Below are 25,299 nucleotides of genomic sequence, written 5' to 3'. Positions count from 1 at the left end.
TCGCCAGAAGTTAATATTGAATACTAAAGTAGACGCTAATTAATCATCAAATGATTAATCGGCATTTTCTTTCGAAAACTCGATAAATAACTTTACGTTATCTATCAGAATTTAATTTTTCAGCTTTTCCAAATTTTTAAAGAGCAATATCACTTAGCCATCAGGCCAAGCAACAATCATCTGTGTGGACACTTCGAACAAATAAGTTCTAAATCGTATAAGGAGGTGATCCAGCCCCAGGTTCCCCTAGGGCTACCTTGTTACGACTTCACCCCAGTCATGAATCACTCCGTGGTGAACGTCCCCCCGAAGGTTAGACTATCCACTTCTGGAGCAACCCACTCCCATGGTGTGACGGGCGGTGTGTACAAGGCCCGGGAACGTATTCACCGCAACATTCTGATTTGCGATTACTAGCGATTCCGACTTCATGGAGTCGAGTTGCAGACTCCAATCCGGACTACGACAGGCTTTAAGGGATTCGCTCACTATCGCTAGCTCGCTGCTCTCTGTACCTGCCATTGTAGCACGTGTGTAGCCCTACACGTAAGGGCCATGATGACTTGACGTCGTCCCCACCTTCCTCCGGTTTATCACCGGCAGTCTCCTTAGAGTTCCCGACCGAATCGCTGGCAACTAAGGATAGGGGTTGCGCTCGTTGCGGGACTTAACCCAACATCTCACAACACGAGCTGACGACAGCCATGCAGCACCTGTATCAGAGCTCCCGAAGGCACCAAACCATCTCTGGTAAGTTCTCTGTATGTCAAGTGTAGGTAAGGTTCTTCGCGTTGCATCGAATTAAACCACATGCTCCACCGCTTGTGCGGGCCCCCGTCAATTCATTTGAGTTTTAACCTTGCGGCCGTACTCCCCAGGCGGTCTACTTAATGCGTTAGCTTTGGAAAAGTTGTCCGAAGACCCCAGCTCCTAGTAGACATCGTTTACGGCGTGGACTACCAGGGTATCTAATCCTGTTTGCTCCCCACGCTTTCGTACATGAGCGTCAGTGTTGACCCAGGTGGCTGCCTTCGCCATCGGTATTCCTTCAGATCTCTACGCATTTCACCGCTACACCTGAAATTCTACCACCCTCTATCACACTCTAGTTTGCCAGTTCGAAATGCAGTTCCCAGGTTAAGCCCGGGGCTTTCACATCTCGCTTAACAAACCGCCTGCGTACGCTTTACGCCCAGTAATTCCGATTAACGCTCGCACCCTCCGTATTACCGCGGCTGCTGGCACGGAGTTAGCCGGTGCTTCTTCTGTCAGTAACGTCACAGCTAGCAGGTATTAACTACTAACCTTTCCTCCTGACTGAAAGTGCTTTACAACCCGAAGGCCTTCTTCACACACGCGGCATGGCTGCATCAGGCTTGCGCCCATTGTGCAATATTCCCCACTGCTGCCTCCCGTAGGAGTCTGGACCGTGTCTCAGTTCCAGTGTGGCTGATCATCCTCTCAAACCAGCTAGGGATCGTCGCCTTGGTGAGCCTTTACCTCACCAACTAGCTAATCCCACTTGGGCCAATCTAAAGGCGAGAGCCGAAGCCCCCTTTGGTCCGTAGACATTATGCGGTATTAGCCATCGTTTCCAATGGTTGTCCCCCACCTCAAGGCATGTTCCCAAGCATTACTCACCCGTCCGCCGCTCGTCATCTTCTAGCAAGCTAGAAATGTTACCGCTCGACTTGCATGTGTTAGGCCTGCCGCCAGCGTTCAATCTGAGCCATGATCAAACTCTTCAATTAAAAGTTTTTTGAAACCTAAGTTTCGTGCTCATTGAATTCTGATTTTGATACCTTTCGGTATCGAATTGACTGTGCTGAATAAACTATGTTTATTCCGTTGGTCACTCAGCTCAATTGAGACTCTAAATTTGTTTGCGTCATCTAGCGAACTAGAATCTGCTGTTAGAACTCAATCTGTACGAGTGCCCACACAGATGATTGCTTCATATTTTTAAAGAACGTTTCGAAACATTTCGCTGTTTCGAGGGACGTGCATTTTAAGCACTCCCGATTTTTTGTCAACACTTAATTTTGAATTTCTTTAGAAGAAGCTTCTAATTTAAGTTTTACTTGACGCCAACTCGTTGCTGCTTTGCTTTTCAGCGTAGCGCCCCGTGTCAGTGGGGTCGCATTATAGGGCGATCCGATTTTAGTGCAACCCTTTTTTTAAAGAAAATTGCGAAAAAACGTTTGTTCGAGCAAAAATGAAGCGAAACGCTTATTTTTGACACTTAACAGTATAAAAAGAGTACAAAACAGAGGGGGTGTATACCGTTTATGTGTAGTACCGCGTGTTATCAACACGATTAAGGCACTATTCTATAAGTGGGGATATCACTTAAGAAGGTTCGAGAATAGTTATTGAATTGCTAGGAATGACTCTTTTTGTTGATCGCGATATAAAATCGCTGCTACGACAAAGAGTTTATCGCGAGGTAAACTCGCTCCCACCACAAAAATTCTATCTTTGAAATCGCGACGTAAAGTCACTGCTTCGACAAAGAGTTCATCTTTTAGAGCGTAATAATAAAAAAAGTCTGTACTCCTTATCGGAGAATGACCCTTTTCCTTTGTCGCGATATAAAATCGCTGCTACAAAGCATTAAAAAAGGCCGAACTCCTGTCAGAGAACGACCCTTTTCATTTGTCGCGATATAAAATCGCTGCTACAAGGCATTAAAAAAGGCCGCCAAAGCGACCTTTTTTATGTGTGTTACGACAATCTACAGATTACTCTTCGATTGTTGCTACAACACCAGCACCTACTGTACGGCCACCTTCACGGATAGCGAAACGTAGACCTTCGTCCATCGCGATTGGTACGATTAGCTCAACAGTCATCTTGATGTTGTCGCCAGGCATTACCATTTCTACGCCGTCTGGTAGCTGGATGTCACCAGTTACGTCTGTTGTACGGAAGTAGAACTGTGGACGGTAACCTTTGAAGAAAGGAGTGTGACGACCACCTTCATCTTTCGAAAGTACGTATACTTCTGAAGTGAATTTTGTGTGTGGCTTGATTGAACCAGGCTTACATAGTACTTGACCACGCTCAACTTCATCACGCTTAGTACCACGTAGTAGTGCACCGATGTTCTCACCCGCACGACCTTCGTCTAGTAGCTTACGGAACATCTCAACACCCGTACAAGTTGTCTTCGTAGTTTCTTTAATACCTACGATTTCTACTTCGTCGTTCACGTTGATGATACCAGCTTCAACACGGCCTGTTACTACTGTACCACGACCTTGGATTGAGAATACGTCTTCGATAGGCATGATGAATGGCTTATCGATGTCACGCTCTGGCTCTGGGATGTAAGTATCTAGTGCTTCTGCAAGCTCAATGATCTTCGCTTCCCACTGCTCTTCGCCTTCTAGTGCTTTAAGCGCTGAACCTTGGATTAGTGGTAGGTCATCACCTGGGAAGTCGTACTCAGAAAGTAGTTCACGAACTTCCATCTCTACTAGCTCTAGTAGCTCTTCGTCGTCAACCATGTCACATTTGTTCATGAATACGATGATGTAAGGTACACCAACCTGACGAGAAAGTAGGATGTGCTCACGTGTTTGAGGCATAGGACCGTCAGTAGCAGCAACTACTAGGATCGCGCCGTCCATCTGTGCAGCACCAGTGATCATGTTTTTAACATAGTCAGCGTGTCCTGGACAGTCTACGTGTGCATAGTGACGAGTTGGTGTGTCATACTCAACGTGTGAAGTTGAGATTGTGATACCACGCTCACGCTCTTCTGGAGCGTTATCGATTGATGCGAAGTCTTTTGCTGTACCACCGTATACTTTTGCAAGTACGTTAGTGATTGCTGCAGTTAGTGTAGTTTTACCGTGGTCAACGTGGCCGATAGTACCAACGTTTACGTGCGGTTTTACGCGTTCAAACTTTTCTTTTGCCATTTTCAAATTTCCTATAAAGAAATTAAAGTCCAGCCCTAAGACCGGACCGAACTAAAATTACTTAACAGCGCGAGCTGCAATTATTGCATCAGCTACGTTTTTAGCCGCTTCAGCATACTTTAGGAATTCCATAGAGTATGATGCGCGCCCTTGTGTAGCGGAGCGTAAGTCTGTTGCATAACCAAACATTTCAGAAAGCGGTACCTGAGCATTAATTTGCTTCGAGCCACCAAATGCTTCTTCCATGCCTTCAATTATGCCACGACGACGGTTTAAGTCGCCTACTACATCACCCATGTTTTCTTCAGGGGTGATTACTTCTACTTTCATGACAGGCTCAAGTAGAACTGGACTTGCTTCTAGCGCGCCCTTCCTAAAGCCCATCGAACCTGCGATCTTAAACGCCATCTCGTTTGAGTCAACATCATGGAACGAGCCATCAAACAAGGTAGCTTTAACACCCAATAGCGGATAACCGGCAAGAACACCTTGCTTCATCTGCTCTTGAATACCTTTATCAACCGCTGGGATATACTCTTTTGGTACTGTACCACCTACGATTTCGTTAACGAATTCGTATATTGGCGCATCATCATCAGAGACATCCATTGGTTCTAGCTTCAACCAAACGTGACCATATTGACCACGACCACCAGATTGACGCACAAACTTACCTTCAGCTTCAACAGAAGCTCGGATAGTTTCGCGGTATGCAACCTGAGGCTTACCAACGTTACACACAACGTTAAACTCACGCTTCATACGATCGACAATGATATCTAAGTGAAGCTCACCCATACCAGAGATAATCGTCTGACCTGATTCTTCGTCCGTTTCTACACGGAATGAAGGATCTTCTGCTGCAAGTTTACCAAGCGCAACGCCCATTTTTTCTTGGTCAGCTACTGTTTTAGGTTCTACTGCGACCGAGATTACAGGCTCAGGGAACTCCATACGTTCTAACGTAATTGGGGCATCTTGAGCACAAAGTGTATCACCAGTAGTCACATCTTTTAGGCCGATAGCAGCCGCGATGTCACCCGCATGAACTTCTTTAATCTCTTCACGCGAGTTTGAGTGCATTTGAACAATACGTCCAAAACGCTCTTTTTTACCTTTAACAGGATTTAGTACCGAATCACCTTGGCTAACTTTACCAGAGTAAACTCGGAAGAAAGTAAGTGTGCCAACGAATGGATCGGTTGCGATCTTAAATGCAAGCGCCGCAAACGGTGCATTATCGTCAGCTTCACGCGTATCTTCGGTTTCGTCTTCTAAGACACCTTGGATAGCTTTTACTTCAGTAGGCGAAGGCATGAATTCAATCACAGCGTCAAGCACAGCCTGAACACCTTTGTTTTTGAATGCACTACCTGTCGTCATTGGCACAATTTCATTGGCCAATGTGCGTTGGCGAAGGGCTGATTTAATCTCTTCTTCGCTCAACTCACCATCTTCAAGATATTTTTCCATTAGCTCTTCAGAAGCTTCTGCAGCGCTCTCAATTAGGTGAGAACGCCATTCTTCAGCAAGCTCGAGAAGATCTGCAGGGACCTCTTCATAGTTGAAAGTCATCCCCTGGTCTTCTTCATTCCAGTTAATCGCTTTCATCTTGATAAGGTCAATAACACCTTTAAATTCATCTTCAGCACCAATTGGTAGCTGAATAGGCACAGGTGTAGCACCGAGACGTTTTTTAACTTGTTCAACAACAGACAAGAAGTTTGCTCCCGTACGATCCATCTTATTGACGAAAATCATACGTGGTACTTCGTATTTGTTTGCCTGACGCCAAACGGTCTCAGTTTGCGGTTGCACACCTGATGAAGCACATAACACAACAACAGCACCATCAAGTACGCGCAATGAACGCTCTACTTCGATAGTAAAATCTACGTGTCCTGGAGTATCGATGATGTTTACACGATGCTCATCAAACTGAGCATCCATCCCTTTCCAGAAACACGTCGTTGCAGCAGAAGTGATCGTGATACCACGCTCTTGCTCCTGCTCCATCCAGTCCATAGTTGCGGCACCGTCGTGTACCTCACCAATCTTATGAGAAAGACCAGTATAGAAAAGTACGCGCTCGGTCGTAGTTGTTTTACCCGCATCTACGTGAGCACATATACCAATGTTACGGTAGCGCTCAATCGGAGTTGTCCGTGCCATAATATCCTCTTAAAGGGTGTTAGCAGATTACCAACGGTAGTGAGCGAATGCTTTGTTCGCTTCAGCCATACGGTGAACGTCTTCACGTTTCTTAACCGCAGTGCCTTTGTTTTCAGCAGCGTCGATCATCTCTTGAGCAAGACGAAGACCCATTGATTTTTCGCCACGCTTACGTGCAGCTTCAACCAACCAACGCATACCTAGTGCGTTACGACGCACTGGACGTACTTCAACTGGTACTTGGTACGTTGAACCACCAACACGGCGAGATTTAACCTCTACCTGTGGGCGAACGTTATCAAGTGCAGCTTCAAAGATTTCTAGGTGCGACTTGCCTGATTTTTCAGCAGCCACGTCTAGCGCACCATATACGATTTTTTCAGCAGTAGATTTCTTGCCGTCAAGCATTACTACGTTAACGAATTTAGCAAGAAGCTCTGATCCGAACTTCGGATCTGGAAGAATTTTACGTTGACCTATTACGCGTCTTCTAGGCATTTTCTTTCTCCGGTATCTTCAGGTCCGTGCTAAACACGGATTCCCAAAACAATATATAAAAATTTAAAACTTAAGTGCTTGGCCTTACTAACGGAGAACCATTAGCCCTTAGGACGTTTTGCACCGTACTTAGAACGAGCCTGTCTACGGTCGTTTACGCCTGCACAGTCAAGTGCACCACGAACAGTATGGAAACGCACACCTGGTAAGTCTTTAACACGACCACCACGGATTAGGATTACACTGTGCTCTTGTAGGTTGTGACCTTCACCACCAATGTATGAAGTTACTTCGAAACCGTTAGTTAAACGTACACGCGCTACTTTACGTAATGCAGAGTTTGGTTTCTTAGGTGTTGTTGTATATACACGAGTACATACACCACGCTTTTGTGGACAAGCTTTAAGAGCAGCAGAGTTGCTCTTTGTAACCTTGCTACGACGTGGCTTACGCACTAGCTGGTTAATAGTTGCCATTAAATAGCTCCTGAATTAATAAATTACTACTGAAAAATAAAATCTTACCATTTAGGTCAAATCCAATTTTCTTGAACGACTAAAATGGGTGGCCGAATTTTAATGACCAAAGTTTAACCTGTCAACCAAAAGTCGTCATCAGCGCTAAGTAAATGCATGCAATTCGGATGGTTTTGTCTGCGAAGCTATTGAAAGTTAACAAAAGTTAGCGATTGCATTGAAAAACCTTTGTTGCAGTATACATATTGATGTGACGCTTTGATGGCAATTCGACCAGCGAGTTGAAAAGGCATAAAAAAACCGCTGTATTCACACAGCGGTTTTTCAATTAATTCGCTAAATGGCGAGGATTACTCGTTGCCACCTAATAAATCAGCGTTTAGTGCGTCTGTTAGCGCTTGAGTTGCCTCTTCAGCACTTACTGTTTGCTCTTCAACAGCTGCTTCACCTTGCTTACGACGGTTGATGCGTTCTTCATGGTATGCGAAACCTGTACCCGCAGGGATCAAACGACCCACGATTACGTTTTCTTTCAGACCACGTAGCTCATCGCTCTTACCGTTAACCGCAGCTTCGGTTAGAACACGTGTTGTTTCCTGGAACGATGCCGCAGAAATAAACGATTCAGTCGCAAGTGACGCTTTAGTAATACCCATTAGTTGGATTTCAAACTTAGCTGGGATCTTACCTTGCATTTCTAGTTCACGGTTAGCGATGTTTACACGTGCAACCTCAGCTTGCTCGCCTACTAGGAACTCACTGTCACCACCATCAAGGATGATACACTTACGAAGCATCTGACGAACGATAGTCTCAATGTGCTTATCGTTAATCTTTACGCCCTGTAGACGGTATACTTCTTGTACTTCGTTAGTGATGTAGTTAGATACATCAGTAACACCACGTAGACGTAGGATGTCGTGCGGAGACTCTGGACCATCGGCGATAACTTCACCTTTAGCCACTTGCTCACCTTCGAACACGTTAAGCTGACGCCATTTCGGGATCATCTCTTCGTATGCATCACCCTCTTCCGGTGTGATCACAAGACGTTTCTTACCTTTAGTCTCTTTACCGAAGCTAACGGTACCTGTGATTTCTGCAAGAATTGCAGGATCTTTTGGCTTACGCGCTTCGAATAGGTCAGCAACTCGAGGTAGACCACCCGTGATGTCACGAGTCTTCGAACCTTCTTGTGGAATACGGGCCAATACCGAACCAGGTAGTACTGTTGCACCATCTGTGATTTCAATCGTTGTGAATGAAGGTAGACGGATCTCTTGAAGACCACGTTCTTCGTTCTCAATGATTAGTTTAGGCTCTTTCGCGTTTACTTTCGCAAGATCCTTAACAACCACACGTGTTAGACCAGTTAACTCATCAGTCTGTGCTTCAGTGTTTGAATCATCGATATCGCTGAACGATACTTTTGACTCATGTTCAATGATGATTGGGTGGCTATGCGGGTCCCAAGTAGCAACGATATCGTTACCTTTAACGTCAGCACCATCTTGTACAGTTAATACTGCACCGTAAGGAACTTTATAACGCTCTTTCTCACGACCGTGCTCATCGATTATCGTGATCTCAGTTGAACGAGATGTGATAACGATTTTGCCATCAGCATTGATTACAAACTTCGCATTGTGAAGTTTCAGATTACCATTGTTCTTAACTTGAACACTGTTCTCTGCAGAAGCTCGTGATGCCGCACCACCGATGTGGAATGTACGCATCGTAAGCTGTGTACCCGGCTCACCGATTGACTGTGCCGCGATTACACCAACTGCTTCACCAGGGTTGATGATGTGGCCACGCGCCAAGTCACGACCATAACAGTGTGCACACACACCAAAGTCGTTTTGACAGGTGATTACAGAACGTACTTTAACTTCGTCTACTGAGTGCTCTTCTAGAAGGTCACACAGTTTTTCGTCAATCATTACGTTGCGTTCAACCAGTACTTCTGTTGTACCAGGCTTAACCACGTCTTCAGCAACAACACGACCTAGTACGCGCTCACGAAGCGGCTCTACAACATCACCACCTTCAATTAGCGGCTTCATTACTAGACCTTCTTCGGTACCACAGTCTGATTCATTGATAACCAAATCTTGTGCTACGTCTACTAGACGACGAGTTAGGTAACCCGAGTTCGCTGTCTTAAGTGCCGTATCCGCTAGACCCTTACGCGCACCGTGCGTCGAGATAAAGTACTGTAGTACGTTTAGACCTTCACGGAAGTTAGCTGTGATTGGCGTTTCGATGATTGAACCATCTGGACGAGCCATTAGACCACGCATACCCGCTAGCTGACGGATCTGAGCAGCACTACCACGAGCGCCTGAGTCTGCCATCATAAACACTGAGTTAAATGACGGTTGCTCTTCTTCGTTGCCTTCAGCGTTGATAACCGTTTCTTTTGAAAGGTTAGCCATCATCTCGCGAGAAAGGTTTTCGTTTACACGTGACCAGATATCGATAACTTTGTTGTATTTCTCACCGGCAGTTACAAGACCTGATTGGAACTGTTGGTTGATTTCCGCAACTTCAGCTTCCGCACGATCGATGATCTCACCTTTAGTTGGTGGGATTACCATGTCATTGATACCGATAGAAACACCTGACTTCATCGCGTAGTGGAAACCGGTATACATCACTTGGTCAGCAAAGATAACAGTATCTTTAAGACCTAGACGACGGTAACACTCGTTAAGAAGACCAGAAATTTGTTTCTTACCTAGTGGTTTGTTGATCAGTTCAAACGGCAAGCCTTCAGGGATATTCAATGAAAGGATTGCACGACCTACTGTCGTATCTACTAGGTGAGTTAAAGTGCCGCGCTCACGTGTTTCTTCGTCGATAGTCACTTCTGTGATACGCACTTTAACACGAGCGTGAAGCTCAGCAGCACCTACACGGTATGCTTTTTCAGCTTCTTTAGCATCTTTAAATACTAAACCTTCACCTTTACCGTTGATGCGATCGCGAGTCATGTAGTAAAGACCTAGTACAACGTCCTGTGAAGGAACGATGATTGGCTCACCGTTAGCTGGTGCTAGGATGTTGTTGGTAGACATCATCAATGCACGCGCTTCCAACTGTGCTTCAAGCGTCAGTGGTACGTGAACAGCCATTTGGTCACCATCGAAGTCAGCGTTATACGCCGCACACACTAACGGGTGCAGGTGAATCGCTTTACCTTCGATAAGTACAGGTTCGAATGCTTGGATACCTAGACGGTGAAGTGTTGGCGCACGGTTAAGTAAAACCGGGTGCTCACGGATAACTTCGTCTAGTACGTCCCAAACCTCTGGTACTTCACGCTCAACCATCTTCTTCGCAGCTTTGATGGTTGTCGCCATACCACGGCGCTCTAGTTTACCGTAGATAAATGGCTTGAATAGCTCAAGTGCCATCTTCTTAGGTAGACCACACTGATGTAGTTTCAGCGTAGGACCAACGGTGATAACAGAACGGCCTGAATAGTCAACACGCTTACCTAGAAGGTTTTGACGGAAACGACCTTGCTTACCTTTGATCATGTCAGCAAGCGACTTCAGTGGACGCTTGTTAGAACCCGTAATTGCACGGCCACGACGACCATTATCAAGTAGCGCATCAACCGCTTCTTGAAGCATACGCTTTTCGTTACGTACGATGATGTCTGGTGCAGCTAGGTCTAGAAGACGCTTCAAACGGTTGTTACGGTTGATCACACGACGGTAAAGGTCGTTCAGATCTGAAGTCGCAAAACGACCGCCGTCTAGTGGTACTAGAGGACGTAGATCTGGTGGAAGAACCGGTAGCACGCTCATTACCATCCACTCAGGGTTGTTACCTGATTGATGGAACGCTTCCATTAGTTTAAGACGCTTAGTGATTTTCTTGCGCTTAGTTTCAGAGTTGATTGTTGGCAACTCTTCACGCATTTCAGCGATTAACTGACCAAGGTCTAGGTCACGAAGTAGATCAAGTACAGCTTCTGCACCCATCTTCGCTTCAAACTCATCACCGTGCTCTTCAAGTGCATCTAGGTATTCTTCTTCACCTAGTAGTTGACCGCGCTCAAGCGTAGTCATACCTGGCTCAGTTACCACGAATGATTCGAAATAAAGTACGCGCTCGATATCACGAAGTGTCATATCTAGCATTAGGCCGATACGTGACGGAAGTGATTTCAAGAACCAAATATGCGCAACTGGGCTAGCCAGCTCGATGTGGCCCATACGGTCACGACGTACTTTTGTTAGCGTTACTTCAACGCCACACTTTTCACAGATAACACCACGGTGCTTCAAGCGCTTGTATTTACCACACAAACACTCGTAATCTTTTACTGGGCCGAAGATACGGGCACAGAATAAGCCATCACGCTCAGGCTTGAAAGTACGGTAGTTGATTGTCTCAGGTTTCTTTACTTCACCGTAAGACCATGAACGCACCATGTCTGGCGAAGCAAGACCAATGCGAATTGCATCGAATTCTTCGGTCTTATTTTGTTGCTTCAGAAACTTAAGTAAGTCTTTCACCTTAGCTCTCCTGTCGGAGGTTAATCTTGAGGGCAAGCCATGCTTGCCCCTACATTCTTTTCAGTCCGGTTGCAGTTATGCAACGCCGCAGCGCACTGCGGCGGTCGGATTAAATTTCTTCCAACTCGATGTTGATACCTAGCGAGCGGATTTCTTTCAACAGTACGTTGAACGACTCTGGCATACCCGGTTCCATCTTGTGGTTACCGTCTACGATGTTCTTATACATCTTAGTACGACCGTTAACGTCATCCGACTTCACTGTCAACATTTCTTGTAGTGTGTAGGCAGCACCGTATGCTTCTAGTGCCCATACCTCCATCTCACCGAAACGCTGACCACCGAACTGTGCCTTACCACCCAGCGGCTGCTGAGTAACTAGGCTGTAAGAACCTGTTGAACGCGCGTGCATCTTGTCATCAACAAGGTGGTTCAGTTTCAGCATGTACATGTAGCCTACTGTTACTTGACGCTCAAATGCATCACCAGTACGACCATCATATAACGTTACCTGACCACTTCTTGGATAACCACCAAGCTCTAGCATGTCTTTGATTTCAGCTTCACGTGCACCATCAAATGCTGGTGTTGCGATTGGAAGACCACCTTTAAGGTTATCTGCCAAGCGACGGATTTCATCATCAGAGAAGTTAGCAATATCTACTTTCTGACGGCAGTCACCGATTTCGTAAGCTTTCTTGATGAATTCGCGTAGCTCGTGAATTTCACGTTGCTCTTTCATCATTTCTTCAAGACGTTCACCGATACCACGAGCAGCTAGACCCATGTGAGTTTCTAGGATCTGACCGATGTTCATACGAGATGGTACACCCAGCGGGTTAAGTACGATATCTACAGTACGACCTTTGTCATCGTAAGGCATGTCTTCAACAGGAACGATAGTTGAGATTACACCCTTGTTACCGTGACGACCCGCCATCTTATCACCAGGCTGGATACGACGTTTAACAGCTAGGTATACTTTAACAATCTTAAGTACGCCAGGCGCTAGGTCATCACCTTGAGTGATCTTACGACGCTTGTTCTCGAAACGCTTATCGTAGTCAGCTTTAAGCTCGTCATACTGTGCAGCTAGTTGCTCAAGCTCTGCTTGATGCTCTTCATCAGCAAGGCTTTGAGTTAGTAGCTTCTCCGTGTTAAAACCAGCAAGCTGCTCTTCACTCATACCCGATTTAATCAGTAGGTTACGAGCGTGAGTCAGGATACCGCCTTCAAGAATTCTGAACTCTTCGTTGAAGTCTTTCTTCGCTTCGCGAAGCTGCATATCTTCAACTTCTAGTGCACGTTTGTCTTTTTCAACACCGTCACGCGTAAACACTTGTACATCGATAACCGTACCAGATACAGAGTTTGGTACACGTAGTGAGCTGTCTTTAACGTCAGACGCTTTTTCACCGAAGATAGCGCGTAGTAGCTTTTCTTCAGGTGTTAGCTGCGTTTCACCTTTAGGCGTTACTTTACCTACAAGGATGTCGCCGCCTTTCACTTCAGCACCGATATATACAACGCCTGATTCGTCAAGCTTACCTAGTGCAGACTCACCTACGTTAGGAATATCCGCAGTGATTTCTTCTGGACCAAGCTTAGTATCACGAGCAATACACTGAAGCTCTTGAATGTGGATAGTCGTTAGACGATCTTCTTTTACAACATTCTCTGAAAGTAGGATTGAATCCTCGAAGTTGTAACCATTCCAAGGCATGAACGCTACGCGTAGGTTCTGACCAAGTGCTAGATCACCTAGGTCTGTTGAAGGACCATCAGCAAGCACGTCACCACGTACCACCGGCTCACCAACCATACAAGTTGGTTTCTGGTTGATACAAGTGTTTTGGTTTGAGCGTGTGTACTTAGTTAAGTTATAGATGTCGATGCCCGCTTCACCTTGGATGCGCTCATCTTCATTAACGTTAACAACAATACGGCTCGCATCAGCATACTTAACGATACCGCCACGCTTAGCAACGATTGTTACACCAGAGTCTTTCGCTAGTGTACGCTCAATACCAGTACCAACTAACGGCTTATCAGCACGTAGTGTAGGTACAGCTTGACGTTGCATGTTCGATCCCATCAATGCGCGGTTCGCGTCATCGTGTTCTAGGAATGGGATAAGCGCTGCCGCCACAGAGATTACCTGCTGTGGAGATACGTCCATATACTGGATGCTGTCGCTTGGCATAAAGGTTGATTCACCTTTAAAACGACATGGAATCAATTCTTCAGCAAATTGGTTGTCATCAGTTAGCGTTGTATTCGCCTGTGCGATAACGAACTGACCTTCTTCAATTGCTGATAGGTAATCAACATCGTCAGTAACGATACCGTCTACTACTTTGCGGTATGGAGTCTCTAAGAAACCATAGTCGTTTGTACGCGCGTAAGTAGATAGCGAGTTGATTAGACCGATGTTTGGACCTTCAGGCGTTTCGATAGGACAAACACGACCGTAGTGCGTTACGTGTACGTCACGTACTTCGAAGCCAGCACGCTCACGAGTTAGACCACCCGGACCTAATGCAGAAATACGACGCTTGTGCGTTACTTCTGAAAGCGGGTTGTTCTGGTCCATAAACTGTGAAAGCTGTGAAGAACCAAAGAATTCTTTTACTGCTGCAGAGATTGGCTTAGCGTTGATCAAATCCTGTGGCATAACGTTATCTAGGTCACCAAGACTTAGACGCTCACGTACTGCACGCTCAACACGTACAAGACCTACACGGAATTGGTTTTCAGCCATTTCACCTACAGAACGGATACGGCGGTTACCTAAGTGGTCGATGTCATCAACATCGCCTTTACCGTTACGGATGTCGATCAATACCTTCATCACGCTCACGATATCTTCTTTAGATAGCGTGCCGTCACCTTCGTCTGAATCATAGCCAACACGGCTATTGAACTTCATACGACCAACCGTTGAAAGGTCGTAACGCTCTTCAGAGAAGAATAGGTTATCAAATAACGCTTCTGCAGCTTCTTTTGTTGGTGGCTCACCAGGGCGCATCATGCGATAGATTTCTACCAATGCTTCTAGGCGATTGTTAGTAGAATCAACACGTAATGTCTCTGACATGTACGCACCGCTGTCTACTTCGTTGATGTAAAGCGTATCGATCTTTGAGTGACCCGCTTTCACCAATTCAGCCATAAGCTCTAGTGATAGTTCAGTGTTCGCTTCTGCAATCACTTCGCCTGTTGATTCGTCGATATAGTTTTTAGCAACAACACGACCGATGATGTACTCATGCGGTACTTCAAGAGTGTCGATGCCTTGCTTTTCGATGCTCTTAATGTGGCGTGCAGTAATACGACGGCCTTTTTCAACCAATACGTCACCGTTTGCATCTTTAATATCAAATGCAGCGGTTTCACCACGTAGGCGTGAAGGCACAAGTTCCATCAACACTTTGCCATCTTTAACTTCGAAACTTGTCGTTTCAAAGAATAGTGCCAAGATTTCTTCTGAAGTGAACTCTAGTGCACGTAAGATGATAGATGCTGGTAGTTTACGGCGACGGTCAATACGAACGTAAAGGTTATCTTTAACGTCGAATTCAAAGTCAAGCCATGAACCACGGTAAGGGATCACACGTGCGTTATATAACACTTTACCAGATGAGTGTGATTTACCACGGTCGTTATCAAAGAATACACCAGGTGAACGGTGTAGCTGAGAAACGATAACACGCTCAGTACCATTGATTACAAAAGTACCGGTGTCTGTCATGAGCGGGATTTCGCCCATGTAAACTTCTTGCTCTTTTATGTCTTTGACTGTGCCAGGTGCATCTTTGTCCATTAGCACAAGACGTAGTTTAACGCGAAGTGGAGCAGAATATGTCACACCGCGAATTTGACATTCTTTAACGTCAAATACTGGCTCGCCAATACGATAACTGACGTATTGAAGTTCAGAGTTGCCCGAGTAGCTCTTGATAGGGAATACAGAACGGAAAGCAGCTTCCAATCCAGTATCGCCATCGGCATCAGGCGCAATGAACTTATCGAACGATTCCAACTGCATTTGCAGTAGGAAAGGTATGTCCAAAACCTGTGGACGTTTACCAAAATCCTTACGGATACGTTTCTTTTCAGAATAAGAGTAAGCCATGGGGTTCCTCAGCTTGCTGATCTTTGACCCAACCTGTCCAAAATTGAACAGACTTCACTGGCATCTAAGCCATGATAACAACATCTAAATTGTCACACTAACTTGCTTAAGTAACGGCTTAAATGAGCACAATTCAGGCTATATTCAAATCGTTAATGTCATCAAATCAGTGTTACTTCAAATGCCATTGCGATTTTCAACAAAAACTTCTAAGTTATTGAAAATTACAGTGAAATTCGAAGGTTTATGCACTATAGAAATGTATATCTCTATAGCGCAAAAGGGCCGGTGATTAAATAATCACCAGCCCTTGCCTGATTTCTCAGGCAGCGAACCTAGCGGGAGCTAGATTACTTGATCTCAACTTGAGCACCAGCTTCTTCAAGATCTTTCTTAAGCGCTTCAGCTTCTTCCTTAGATACACCTTCTTTGATAGGTGCAGGAGCAGACTCAACTAGCGCTTTAGCTTCTTTAAGGCCTAGACCTGTTGCGCCACGTACCGCTTTGATTGCAGCAACTTTGTTACCGCCAGCAGCAGCTAGGATTACGTCGAACTCAGTCTTTTCTTCAGCAGCTTCAGCAGGACCAGCAGCAACAACAGCAGCAGCTGCAGTTACACCGAACTTCTCTTCCATAGCTTCAACTAGTTCAACAACTTCCATTACTGACATTTCAGCAATAGCGTCAAGGATTTGGTCTTTAGTTACAGACATTTCAAATTTCCTAATTATTTACGAACCCATGCGGTTCAAAAAATTTATTAAAGAAAGGAGCGTTGCTTAGATTAAGCAGCTTGCTCAGCTTTCTGTACACGTACCGCTTCAATTGTTTTACACAATTTGCCAGCAGACGCTTCTTTCATAGCGCTCATTAAGCGTGCAACAGCTTCGTCGTAAGTAGGTAGCTTAGCAAGCATATCTACGTCAACGATTTTGCCTTCGAATGCAGCAGTTTTAAGCTCAAATGCTTCGTTCTTTTTCGCGAAATCTGCAAAGATACGCGCAGCAGCACCAGGGTGCTCTGAAGAGAAAGCGATTAGGCTTGGACCAACTAGTGATTCGTTAAGGCATTCGTAATCAGTGCCTTCAACCGCACGTCTAGCTAGGGTGTTACGAACAACTTTCATCCATACACCAGCTTCACGAGCTTCTTTACGAAGAGCAGTGATTGCACCTACTGTTACACCACGAGAATCAGCAACAACTGCTGAAAGAGCACCTTTGGCAGCTTCGTTGACTTCAGCAACAATTGCTTTTTTGTCTTGAAGATTTAAAGCCATGGGTGTTACTCCTGGTTTATAGAAAAACAAACATGTTTTTCAGTTCTACTCTACCCTGCTAAAAACTTTAGCAGAGATGCTTTTTACGGCGAGAGCCAGAAGATTAGGAAAATCTAGCTGGGATTCACACCGTCTACGTAGGACGATTAAGGCCGAAGCCACCTACGGTCTTGGACGGAAGCGCAATTTATCGATTCATTGTAGACCATGATGGAAACAATTTTCGAAATTATGCGCTTCAACCCGAATTCTTTACTTTGCAAAGAAGCACACTTCTCTACAAAATGGCGCAAAATTATAGTCTAATTTTTACGCCATGTAAACGCTAAACTCTAAATTATACTACTTGAGTATTTAGAGTAGCTTGGTCTAAAGCAACACCAGCACCCATCGTAGTAGAGATGCTTACTTTCTTCACGAAAGTACCTTTTGCAGTAGAAGGCTTAGCCTTCTTAAGCGCGATGATTAGCGCTTCAAGGTTTTCTTGAAGTTGGTTAGCGTCAAAGTCTACTTTACCGATAGTAGTGTGGATGATACCGTTCTTATCGTTACGGTAACGAACCTGACCAGCTTTAGCGTTCTTAACAGCTTCTGCAACGTTAGGTGTTACAGTACCTGTCTTAGGGTTAGGCATAAGACCACGTGGACCTAGGATTTGACCTAGTTGACCAACAACGCGCATTGCATCTGGAGAAGCAACAACAACGTCAAAGTTCATTTCGCCTTTCTTAACTTGCTCTGCAAGGTCTTCCATACCTACTAAATCAGCACCAGCTTCTTTAGCAGCTTCAGCATTTGCACCTTGAGTGAATACCGCTACGCGCACATCACGACCAGTACCGTGAGGTAGTACAGTTGCACCACGTACGTTTTGATCAGATTTACGAGCATCGATACCTAGGTTTACAGCAACGTCAACACTTTCAACGAACTTAGCAGTAGCAAGTTCTTTTAGAAGAGCAACAGCTTCGTTGATTTCGTACTCTTTAGTCGCATCCACTTTCTCGCGGATAGTACGCATACGCTTAGTTAATTTAGCCATTCTCAATTACTCCTCTACGTTCAAGCCCATTGCACGTGCAGAACCTGCAATCGTGCGTACAGCTGCGTCCATATCAGCAGCAGTAAGATCTGGACGTTTCGTCTCAACGATCTCTTCAAGTTGAGCACGAGTAACTGTACCAACTTTTTCAGTGTTAGGACGACCAGAACCAGACTTGATACCAGCAGCCTTCTTAAGAAGGTATGCCGCAGGTGGAGTCTTCATTTCAAAAGTGAAAGAACGGTCACTGTAAACAGAAATAACAACAGGAACAGGTGCGCCTTTTTCGATAGACTCTGTACGTGCGTTGAACGCTTTACAGAATTCCATGATGTTTACACCGTGTTGACCTAGTGCAGGACCTACTGGAGGACTAGGGTTAGCCATACCAGCAGCAACTTGTAGCTTGATTAGAGCTTCAACTTTCTTAGCCATGATAATACCTCAATTGTGGGTCTTTGCCTCGTGCGCGCGAGGACGCGTACTCAAACGGCTTCCCAGTTAAAAAATTCAGTCTTTTTGCCGCATATTTTTGCTTACAACAAAAAGGCCGCTGATTATAGATTAATCAGCGGCCTTTGACAACTTTTTCAAGTTAGAATTTATTTGTCTTTCTCAACCTGACCAAACTCTAGGTCTACAGGTGTTGAACGACCGAAAATAAGTACCGAAACTTTCAGACGACTCTTTTCGTAATCCACTTCTTCAACCACACCGTTGAAGTCAGCAAATGGACCATCTGTAACACGAACCACTTCACCCGGCTCAAATAAAGTAGCAGGTTTCGGTGCTTCAGCATTCTCTTGCAGACGGTTAAGAATACGATCCGCTTCTTTTTGACTGATTGGTGCAGGACGGTCTGACGTACCACCAACAAAGCCCATTACACGAGGTGTGCTATTTACCAAGTGCCAAGACGCATCGTCCATCACCATTTGAACTAATACATAGCCAGGGAAGAATTTACGCTCAGATTTACGTTTCTGACCTGCACGCATTTCAACCACTTCTTCAGTCGGCACAAGGATCTCACCGAATAGGTCTTCTAACCCTTCGATTTTAATATGCTCGATAATGGTTTGTGCTACGCGTTTTTCAAAACCTGAAAACGCTTGGATCACGTACCAACGTAATTTCTTTTCTTTGTTCTCATCCGACATGGGATCAGATCTCCAATCCAGTTAAAAAGCCTACTGCACGGAAAAGTATACCATCTAATCCCCATAGGATTAATGCCATAATCACCGTTGCAATGATCACGATGAAAGTAGTGTGAGTCGCTTCCTGACGCGTTGGCCAGATAACTTTACGTACTTCAATACGCGATTCTTTAGCAAAAGCGATAAAGGTACGGCCTTTTTCAGTCGTTACCAAAATGCCCAAAGCCGCAGCGATAGCTGCAACTACGCCAACAGCGCGTACTAAAACAGATAAATCGGCATATAGATAATTACCAACTACGGCACCAGTTAGAAGTGCAATAGCAGCTAGCCACTTTACCGTGTCCATCGAGCTTGACGAGTTTTCAACATTAGTGCTCATAATCAATTTTACCTTAAATACAGACACAACGACCCTGCATAGAACAGGGTAAATCCATTCAATCCAAATTTACAAATAAGCGACTTAAGTGGTTTTGGGTCACGTTATTTTAAATGTGGACTTGTTGCTGAATTGGCAGGGGCGGCAGGACTCGAACCCGCAACCATCGGTTTTGGAGACCGCTGTTCTACCAATTGGAACTACGCCCCTGCAAAGTGGATGCCCATTATACTGACGAAGCAAACGAAAACAAGTGTAAAAGATATGCAAAGTAACATTTTGTCTAAACTTGGTTTTGCGACGTCTTCAGAAAAGACGCAATAAATCTCCGTGATAAAAATCACAAAGCACCCAAACTTGCTCAAATGGGTGACAATCAGGGATCTCCCAAGTCGCTTTTAAGCGCTTAAAATCGTCAAGATGATAAATGGGGCTGGCATTTCGAATTAACAACCAAACACGTTGTGAATCATAGTGTTTTTTGGCTTTTTGATTGAGCAGCCGCTGCAAACCGATACTCAGTTGATCGGAGTCAGCGGCTTGACTCATTACTGCCAACTCTCTTTGCGTGGAGAGAGACAGCGGACGCCCAAGCACAGCCATGGCTTCTTTCTCACTGGCATAAAAATGGGCTATTTCTATATCCAGCTGTATTTCTCCCTGATAGCAACTGACGTCTGGTTTATTGGGCTCATTGTGCCAAATATGGCGCATATGCACTGCAAACTGCTTTTCATAACTACGTAAAAACAGTTTAGCCGCGTCATGCTCAAGTTTTATTTTTTCTGCTTCACTCGCTCTGTCCATTCACAACCACTGCTACATCACTCAATAGGCTTGAAGCACCGAATCTAAAGTTCTTGGCATTGAGCCATTCAGCCCCCATAATTTCTTCAGCCAATCGTAAATATCGCTGCGCTTCAACTACTGACTTTACTCCACCGGCCGCTTTAAATCCAACCGATTTACCGCTGCTTTTGATTGTCTTAAGGATAACTTCTGCAGCTTCTGGTGTAGCATTGACAGCAACCTTTCCTGTGCTTGTTTTAACAAAGTCCGCGCCCGCCATAATGGCAAGCTGCGCGGCTTCCGCAATGAGCTTTGGCTTGGCCAATACACCACTTTCGATGATGACCTTGAGTCTTGCTTTACCTTGACAAGCAAGCTTACTCGAATGCACATATTGCCAAGGCGTATCTGGGTCACCCGCCATCAGCTGCTGATAAGGAAGCACAAGATCAATTTCGTCGGCACCATCCGCGATTGCTGAATGAGTTTGTGTTAGGACTTGCTGGAGCTTTTGCTCTCCAGATGGGAAGTTGGTCACCGTGGCTACTTTTATCTGCGACCACTCACGCTTTTCCAACTCTTCTTTTACTAACGTCACAAATTGCGGATACACACAAATAGCCGCTGGTAGTCCGATATCAGGGTTAATGCTATTCAATAACGCGAGAATACTTGCCGGCGTATCGTCCTCTTTCAAAGAGGTCAAATCCATTAAACTCAGCGACAACCGAGCATCAGATTGTAAAGTCATTACCGTGTTCCTTTTCACTCTATGTAATAAGCCTAGTTAAATGCATACAGCAGGACCAACAATAGGACAAATGTCCGCATACAATTACCTGTCGGATACGGTTTTTACTATTGTTCATTAAATGAATATCTCATAACCAAACACTATAATCGTCAAATCACAGCAAAAACTTAAGTTAACCCCATGAAATAAAAAGAAACTGATATTTACCCGCCTTCTTTATAACTTTTGGTTATATGGGGGCGGTTTAAATTATTTTTTCCCACATTTGCAACTCTATATGCTGCGCTCTATTACTGATATCAATCAATATTGATATCAATCAATATTGATATCAACCGTCGTGATGTTTAGCAGAGGTTATCGTGCAATACTTGCCAATTTTTACCAAACTAGAAAATAAACCTGTATTGATTGTAGGTGGTGGTGAGGTTGCGCTGAGAAAGTGCCGCGCCTTTTTAAAAGCCAATGCAGCAGTCACTTTGGTTTCACCTGAGTTTTGCGCTGAGCTTTTATCACTAGCAGCAGATTCAAGCGTTGCACTTCGACATAAGCCATTTGACGTATCAGACCTATACAATGCCATGTTAGTCGTTGCGGCAACGGATATTGAAGCAGTAAATGCAGAGGTGGCAGAGCTTGCTGAAGCGCGTAACCTTTTCGTTAACGTAGTCGACGACCAACCAAAGTGTAATTTTATTTTTCCTTCAATCGTGGATAGAAACCCTATAACGATTGCCATATCTAGTGCTGGAACTGCGCCCGTCCTTGCAAGACGATTACGAGAGAAGTTAGAAACCCTTATTCCACAGCATATTGGTCCGCTGGCAACGCTTGTTGGTCAATTCAGACATAAAGTGAAAGCACGTTTTAAACACTTTGCTGACCGCCGTCAGTTTTGGGAATCCGTCTTTGATTCAAATGTGGTAAGTGAAGTACAAGCTGGTAACAATGAAAATGCACAAATTCAACTTGAAGCCATGCTAGAAAGCACTCCTTCACCTGAAGGCGAGGTTTATGTAGTCGGTGCAGGTCCAGGCGACCCTGAGCTACTGACGCTTAAGGCATTACAACTAATGCAACAAGCCGATGTGGTAGTGTATGATTATCTGGTATCTGACGAAATCATGGATCTTGTACGTCGTGACGCTGATTTAATCTGCGTGGGCAAAAAAGCCGGTAATCATAGTGTTAAACAAGAACACACCAATGAGATTTTGGTTGATTTAGCCAAACAAGGTAAAAAGGTTTGTAGGATAAAAGGCGGCGACCCATTTATTTACGGTCGCGGTGGCGAAGAAGTACAAGTATTGGCCGAAAATAACGTGAAATATCAAATTGTTCCTGGCATTACTGCAGCAGCAGGATGCAGCGCATACGCTGGTATTCCATTAACTCATAGAGATCATGCTCAAGCTATTCAATTCGTTACTGGGCATTGCAAGCCAGATGGACAAGAACTCGACTGGGAAGGCTTAGCTAAGGCGAATCAAACGCTTGCTGTATACATGGGAGTGATTAAATCGCCGCATATTCAGGCGCAATTACTCACTCATGGGCGCTCGCCGAATACACCTGTAGCAATTGTTGAGAATGGCACGCGCAAATCTCAGCGTGTCGTAAGAACACAATTAGATCAACTTGCACAGACTATTACTGCGCATGATATTCAGTCGCCAGCACTATTGATTATTGGTGAAGTGGCAGCATTACATGAGCAATTAGCTTGGTTTAATAAGAATAATCAAATCAGTAGCTTCGCTCAACCTATTACGCAAGTCGCGTAATTAAAGTACAAGATAGTTAAATTTATAAGTAGGACATTAATCATGGCTTTAACCCATCTCCAGCAACTCGAAGCTGAGAGCATAAAGATCATCCGAGAGGTTGCCGCAGAGTTTGAAAACCCGGTAATGCTGTACTCGATTGGTAAAGACTCGTCGGTACTGCTTCACCTTGCTCGTAAGGCTTTCTACCCTGCGAAGATCCCGTTTCCTCTACTCCACGTTGATACCAATTGGAAATTTAGAGAAATGATCGAGTTTCGCGATAGATTAGCAAAAGAGTATGGATTTGAACTGCTTGTGCACAAAAATCCAGAAGGACTAGAGATGAACATAAGTCCATTTGTTCATGGTTCATCTAAGCATACCGATATCATGAAAACACAAGGCCTTAAGCAAGCGTTAGATCAATATGGCTTTGATGCGGCCTTTGGTGGTGCGCGCCGTGATGAAGAAAAATCTCGCGCGAAAGAACGGGTTTATTCATTTAGAGATAAGCACCATCGCTGGGATCCTAAAAACCAACGTCCGGAGTTATGGAATACGTATAACGGCCAAGTGAACCCTGGCGAAAGCATTCGAGTTTTCCCGTTATCAAACTGGACAGAGCTCGATATTTGGCAATATATCTACCAAGAAGGTATTGAGATAGTGCCGCTCTACCTCTCGAAGCCAAGACCGGTTGTCGAGCGTAACGGAACGTTAATTATGGTCGATGATGACCGTATGCCACTTGCTGAAGGTGAAGTGCCTGAAATGAAATCTGTACGCTTCAGAACGCTTGGCTGTTACCCACTAACGGGTGCAGTTGAATCAGAAGCCGATACGCTCACTGGAATTATCGAAGAAATGTTGTTATCTACGTCGTCAGAACGTGAAGGACGAGTGATTGATCATGATTCATCAGGATCAATGGAGAAGAAAAAGCGCGAGGGGTATTTCTAATGTCAACAGCAAATGAAGTGAAAGAATTAGGCATAGAAACCTACTTAGCGCGTCAGCAAGACAAGAGCTTGTTGCGTATGATGACCTGCGGCAGCGTAGATGATGGTAAATCAACGCTGATCGGCCGTTTGCTACACGATAGTCATCAAATCTATGAAGACCAATTAGCTGCGCTACACAAAGACAATGAAAAAGTCGGCAATGCGGGTGAAGATCTTGATTTAGCGTTACTTGTTGATGGCTTACAAGCGGAGCGTGAGCAAGGTATTACCATTGATGTGGCTTACCGCTATTTCTCGACAGCGAAGCGTAAATTTATTATTGCCGATACGCCGGGACACGAGCAATACACACGAAATATGGTTACGGGAGCTTCGACCAGTGATTTGGCTATTATCCTTGTCGATGCCCGTTATGGTGTTCAAGTTCAGACTAAACGCCATAGCTTTATCTGTGATTCACTGGGTATCAAACAGTTCGTTGTCGCGATAAACAAGATGGATATTGTCGACTTTGATGAGGCCGTATTTGAGCGCATAAAGGCCGACTACTTGAAGTTTGCTGAGCAACTGAATGTACAAGATATTCGCTTTGTGCCAATGTCAGCACTTAAAGGTGACAATGTTGTAAACCGCTCAGAAAAAACACCTTATTATCAAGACAAACCATTGCTGGAACTGCTGGAGGATTCTCCTGCAGCAGAGCCTAACCATGGTTTTGAAGCGCGTTTCCCGGTGCAATATGTGGTGCGTCCTAACCTAGACTTTCGCGGTTTCCAAGGCACATTAACCTCTGGTAGTTTAAGCGTTGGCCAAGCGGTTAAAGTATTGCCATCAGGTAAGACTTCAACCATTAAAGAACTCGTGACTTTTGATGGCAATCTAACCCAAGTGGAAACCGGACAAGCATTCACTATCACCCTAGCAGATGAAGTCGATGTGAGTCGTGGCGATGTGATTGTGCCTGCAGAGTCTACTGCTCAGGTGACGAATCAGATCACTGCTAAGCTGGTATGGATGCACGAAACACCACTCCAGCTGGGTAAAAGTTATAACCTTAAATTGGGTAGCAAGAAAACTGCGGCAATCGTGAAAAATATCGAGCACACAATCGATGTAAATACACTTGAGCACGGCCAAGCCGATTCATTGTCACTAAATGAAATTGCTATCGTGACCATCGAGCTTACGGAAAATGTCGTTGCGGATGAGTATTTAAATAATCGTGAAACTGGCTCATTTATCTTAATTGATCGCCTATCTAACCTAACCATAGGTGCGGGTATGGTGGAAACGGTTCAAGCAGCAACAGCAACGTCCTCAAGTCAGTTTAGTGAATTTGAGATTGAGTTTAATGCATTAGTTCGCAAGCACTTCCCTCATTGGCAAGCGCTTGATATTTCGAAGTTAAAATAATGCAATTTAGCCT

17 protein-coding genes, 1 tRNA gene and 1 rRNA gene are annotated in these 25,299 nt (G+C 44.8%); 3 read left to right on the top strand and 16 right to left on the bottom strand.

What is annotated here, in order from left to right:
• Positions 1-218 precede the first annotated feature (218 nt).
• The 16 genes from JJQ94_RS06915 to deoC all read right to left on the bottom strand — a co-directional run bounded on the left by JJQ94_RS06915 (position 219) and on the right by deoC (position 21,142).
• Positions 219-1,751 (bottom strand): 16S ribosomal RNA (locus JJQ94_RS06915).
• A 990-nt stretch (positions 1,752-2,741) separates the two neighbouring features.
• The gene (gene tuf / locus JJQ94_RS06910) at positions 2,742-3,926 is read right to left on the bottom strand and encodes an elongation factor Tu (RefSeq protein WP_201435444.1); all 1,185 of its coding nucleotides are present in this window, start codon (positions 3,924-3,926) and stop codon (positions 2,742-2,744) included.
• 57 nt (positions 3,927-3,983) lie between these two features.
• Complete coding sequence (gene fusA, locus JJQ94_RS06905; protein WP_010607821.1) at positions 3,984-6,098, bottom strand: elongation factor G; 2,115 nt, start codon at positions 6,096-6,098, stop codon at positions 3,984-3,986.
• A gap of 27 nt (positions 6,099-6,125) precedes the next feature.
• The gene (rpsG, locus tag JJQ94_RS06900; protein ID WP_099031881.1) at positions 6,126-6,596 is read right to left on the bottom strand and encodes a 30S ribosomal protein S7; all 471 of its coding nucleotides are present in this window, start codon (positions 6,594-6,596) and stop codon (positions 6,126-6,128) included.
• A gap of 101 nt (positions 6,597-6,697) precedes the next feature.
• Positions 6,698-7,072 carry a 30S ribosomal protein S12 gene (gene rpsL / locus JJQ94_RS06895; RefSeq protein WP_010367657.1) on the bottom strand — a complete coding sequence of 125 codons (375 nt, stop codon included), beginning with the start codon at positions 7,070-7,072 and terminating at the stop codon, positions 6,698-6,700.
• Positions 7,073-7,422: 350 nt separating this feature from the next.
• Entirely contained in the window at positions 7,423-11,604 is a 4,182-nt protein-coding gene (gene rpoC / locus JJQ94_RS06890; RefSeq protein WP_010607820.1) for a DNA-directed RNA polymerase subunit beta', read from the bottom strand.
• Between the two features lie 109 nt (positions 11,605-11,713).
• Positions 11,714-15,739, bottom strand: a complete 4,026-nt coding sequence (gene rpoB / locus JJQ94_RS06885) for a DNA-directed RNA polymerase subunit beta (RefSeq protein WP_010607819.1) — start codon at positions 15,737-15,739, stop codon at positions 11,714-11,716.
• 350 nt (positions 15,740-16,089) lie between these two features.
• On the bottom strand, positions 16,090-16,452 hold the full coding sequence (gene rplL / locus JJQ94_RS06880; protein ID WP_010376226.1) for a 50S ribosomal protein L7/L12: 363 nt from the start codon (positions 16,450-16,452) through the stop codon (positions 16,090-16,092).
• Between the two features lie 71 nt (positions 16,453-16,523).
• A complete protein-coding gene (rplJ, locus tag JJQ94_RS06875) occupies positions 16,524-17,018 on the bottom strand; it encodes a 50S ribosomal protein L10 (protein WP_010376227.1) in 495 nt (164 codons plus the stop codon).
• Between the two features lie 337 nt (positions 17,019-17,355).
• Positions 17,356-18,060: a 50S ribosomal protein L1 gene (gene rplA / locus JJQ94_RS06870; protein WP_010376228.1), complete on the bottom strand. Its 705-nt coding sequence runs from the start codon at positions 18,058-18,060 to the stop codon at positions 17,356-17,358.
• A 6-nt stretch (positions 18,061-18,066) separates the two neighbouring features.
• Positions 18,067-18,495 carry a 50S ribosomal protein L11 gene (gene rplK, locus JJQ94_RS06865; protein ID WP_010376229.1) on the bottom strand — a complete coding sequence of 143 codons (429 nt, stop codon included), beginning with the start codon at positions 18,493-18,495 and terminating at the stop codon, positions 18,067-18,069.
• A gap of 167 nt (positions 18,496-18,662) precedes the next feature.
• On the bottom strand, positions 18,663-19,220 hold the full coding sequence (gene nusG / locus JJQ94_RS06860) for a transcription termination/antitermination protein NusG (protein WP_010376230.1): 558 nt from the start codon (positions 19,218-19,220) through the stop codon (positions 18,663-18,665).
• A gap of 4 nt (positions 19,221-19,224) precedes the next feature.
• Complete coding sequence (gene secE, locus JJQ94_RS06855; RefSeq protein WP_010376231.1) at positions 19,225-19,602, bottom strand: preprotein translocase subunit SecE; 378 nt, start codon at positions 19,600-19,602, stop codon at positions 19,225-19,227.
• A gap of 133 nt (positions 19,603-19,735) precedes the next feature.
• A tRNA-Trp gene (locus tag JJQ94_RS06850) sits at positions 19,736-19,812 on the bottom strand.
• A 96-nt stretch (positions 19,813-19,908) separates the two neighbouring features.
• The gene (locus JJQ94_RS06845) at positions 19,909-20,409 is read right to left on the bottom strand and encodes a hypothetical protein (protein WP_099031882.1); all 501 of its coding nucleotides are present in this window, start codon (positions 20,407-20,409) and stop codon (positions 19,909-19,911) included.
• A complete protein-coding gene (gene deoC / locus JJQ94_RS06840) occupies positions 20,393-21,142 on the bottom strand; it encodes a deoxyribose-phosphate aldolase (RefSeq protein WP_099031883.1) in 750 nt (249 codons plus the stop codon). The genes JJQ94_RS06845 and deoC overlap by 17 nt, the downstream gene beginning before the upstream one ends.
• A 365-nt stretch (positions 21,143-21,507) precedes the next feature.
• Between deoC and cysG the strand changes: the two genes are divergently transcribed.
• From cysG to cysN, 3 genes are read left to right on the top strand one after another with little or no spacing between them, the layout of a single operon-like run.
• Entirely contained in the window at positions 21,508-22,929 is a 1,422-nt protein-coding gene (gene cysG / locus JJQ94_RS06835; RefSeq protein ID WP_099031884.1) for a siroheme synthase CysG, read from the top strand.
• A gap of 42 nt (positions 22,930-22,971) precedes the next feature.
• Positions 22,972-23,871 carry a sulfate adenylyltransferase subunit CysD gene (gene cysD, locus JJQ94_RS06830; RefSeq protein ID WP_010376235.1) on the top strand — a complete coding sequence of 300 codons (900 nt, stop codon included), beginning with the start codon at positions 22,972-22,974 and terminating at the stop codon, positions 23,869-23,871.
• Positions 23,871-25,286 (top strand): sulfate adenylyltransferase subunit CysN, encoded by a 1,416-nt coding sequence (gene cysN, locus JJQ94_RS06825; RefSeq protein ID WP_099031885.1) that lies wholly within the window; start codon positions 23,871-23,873, stop codon positions 25,284-25,286. The genes cysD and cysN overlap by 1 nt, the downstream gene beginning before the upstream one ends.
• Positions 25,287-25,299 lie beyond the last annotated feature (13 nt).

The organism is Pseudoalteromonas sp. GCY (assembly GCF_016695175.1).
Taxonomy (GTDB): Bacteria; Pseudomonadota; Gammaproteobacteria; order Enterobacterales; family Alteromonadaceae; genus Pseudoalteromonas.
This window is presented reverse-complemented; position numbering and strand designations above follow the sequence as displayed.

Coding starts and splice junctions, on each gene's coding strand:
- rpoB (WP_010607819.1), bottom strand. CDS start 15,739: ATGGCTTACTCTTATTCTGAAAAGAAACGTATCCGTAAGGATTTTGGT.
- cysD (WP_010376235.1), top strand. CDS start 22,972: ATGGCTTTAACCCATCTCCAGCAACTCGAAGCTGAGAGCATAAAGATC.
- rpsL (WP_010367657.1), bottom strand. CDS start 7,072: ATGGCAACTATTAACCAGCTAGTGCGTAAGCCACGTCGTAGCAAGGTT.
- JJQ94_RS06845 (WP_099031882.1), bottom strand. CDS start 20,409: ATGGACAGAGCGAGTGAAGCAGAAAAAATAAAACTTGAGCATGACGCG.
- rplJ (WP_010376227.1), bottom strand. CDS start 17,018: ATGGCTTTAAATCTTCAAGACAAAAAAGCAATTGTTGCTGAAGTCAAC.
- nusG (WP_010376230.1), bottom strand. CDS start 19,220: ATGTCGGATGAGAACAAAGAAAAGAAATTACGTTGGTACGTGATCCAA.
- rplA (WP_010376228.1), bottom strand. CDS start 18,060: ATGGCTAAATTAACTAAGCGTATGCGTACTATCCGCGAGAAAGTGGAT.
- cysN (WP_099031885.1), top strand. CDS start 23,871: ATGTCAACAGCAAATGAAGTGAAAGAATTAGGCATAGAAACCTACTTA.
- tuf (WP_201435444.1), bottom strand. CDS start 3,926: ATGGCAAAAGAAAAGTTTGAACGCGTAAAACCGCACGTAAACGTTGGT.
- rplK (WP_010376229.1), bottom strand. CDS start 18,495: ATGGCTAAGAAAGTTGAAGCTCTAATCAAGCTACAAGTTGCTGCTGGT.
- rpsG (WP_099031881.1), bottom strand. CDS start 6,596: ATGCCTAGAAGACGCGTAATAGGTCAACGTAAAATTCTTCCAGATCCG.
- fusA (WP_010607821.1), bottom strand. CDS start 6,098: ATGGCACGGACAACTCCGATTGAGCGCTACCGTAACATTGGTATATGT.
- secE (WP_010376231.1), bottom strand. CDS start 19,602: ATGAGCACTAATGTTGAAAACTCGTCAAGCTCGATGGACACGGTAAAG.
- rplL (WP_010376226.1), bottom strand. CDS start 16,452: ATGTCTGTAACTAAAGACCAAATCCTTGACGCTATTGCTGAAATGTCA.
- deoC (WP_099031883.1), bottom strand. CDS start 21,142: ATGACTTTACAATCTGATGCTCGGTTGTCGCTGAGTTTAATGGATTTG.